Source organism: Vibrio ichthyoenteri ATCC 700023 (assembly GCF_000222605.1).
GTDB lineage: Bacteria > Pseudomonadota > Gammaproteobacteria > Enterobacterales > Vibrionaceae > Vibrio > Vibrio ichthyoenteri.
In genome coordinates, this window is record NZ_AFWF01000321.1 from 1 (window position 1) to 1,071 (window position 1,071).

The following is a 1,071-nucleotide window of genomic DNA, read 5'->3' on the forward strand; positions in this document are numbered from 1 at the left end:
GGTTCATCGCGGATAAGCGGGAACTCAAAACAAAAACGGTAGTAAGTGATAGAGTTTTATCGCCAAACAAAACCTACACAAACTACCGTTTTCATGCCGAATCATACTTTCCTATCTTCGTTCTGGGAAGGCTTTCATGTAGCAAAGTCTCATCAAACAGAATCACTTATTACGCTCACCCTTAAACCTAACTCTATCGCTAAATGTCCCTGTGGACTTCATACTCAAGCAATACATGAGTACCAATGGCGTAACGTTAAAGAAGCAACACTGCTTGGAATGCCTGTTGAGTTGCTTGTTCAAACTCGACGAGTTAGGTGCAGTAAATGTGGCATTAAAACAGAGCAGTTATCTTGGTTAGAGCCTTATTCTCGCATCACTAATCGCTTGCGAAGCTATATCGAATAGCTGCTGCCTCTTTTACCCATTAAGCACATCGCACAAATCACTGGTGTTCATTGGCACACAATTAAAGAGATAGATAAGCGTCGACTCCAACAAGTTGTACCCCAAGTTAAATGGGGTGAATTAAGGCAACTCGTTATGGACGAGTTCGCCATTTTTAAGGGACATCGTTATGCCACTGTCATTGCTGATGCAAAGACTCATCAGGTTATCTGGATAGGGCTGGGCCGCAGCCGTAAGGACATCCGACCATTCTTCGAGCGGTTAGGTGAACATGGTAGAAATATCGAGGCGGTGGCAATGGATATGAATACTGCTTTTGACCTTGAAGTCCAAGAGCACTGCCCGAATGCACGTATCGTTTATGACTTGTTCCATGTTGTGGCTAAGTTCGGTCGTGAGGTCATCGATAGAGTCAGAGTCGATCAAGCCAATAAGCTGAAACATGATAAAAAAGCGAGACAATGGGTCAAGCGTTCTCGTTGGGTATTATTGAAAAATAGAGATAATCTAAACACACAGCAGGAGAGCTATCTAGCTGAAATATTAAAGATAAATCAAAACTTGATGACTACCTATGTGCTGGGAGCGCAACTAAAGGAACTCTGGCGTTGTGAGTCTGAACTTCAGGCAAAAAACTTATGGAAGGTGTGGTGGGAGCAAGTG

1 pseudogene is annotated in these 1,071 nt (G+C 43.2%); it reads left to right on the top strand.

From position 1 onward, the window contains the following. Positions 1–93 precede the first annotated feature (93 nt). Positions 94–1,071: pseudogene (locus RH85_RS23580) on the top strand (ISL3 family transposase); the annotation flags it as partial.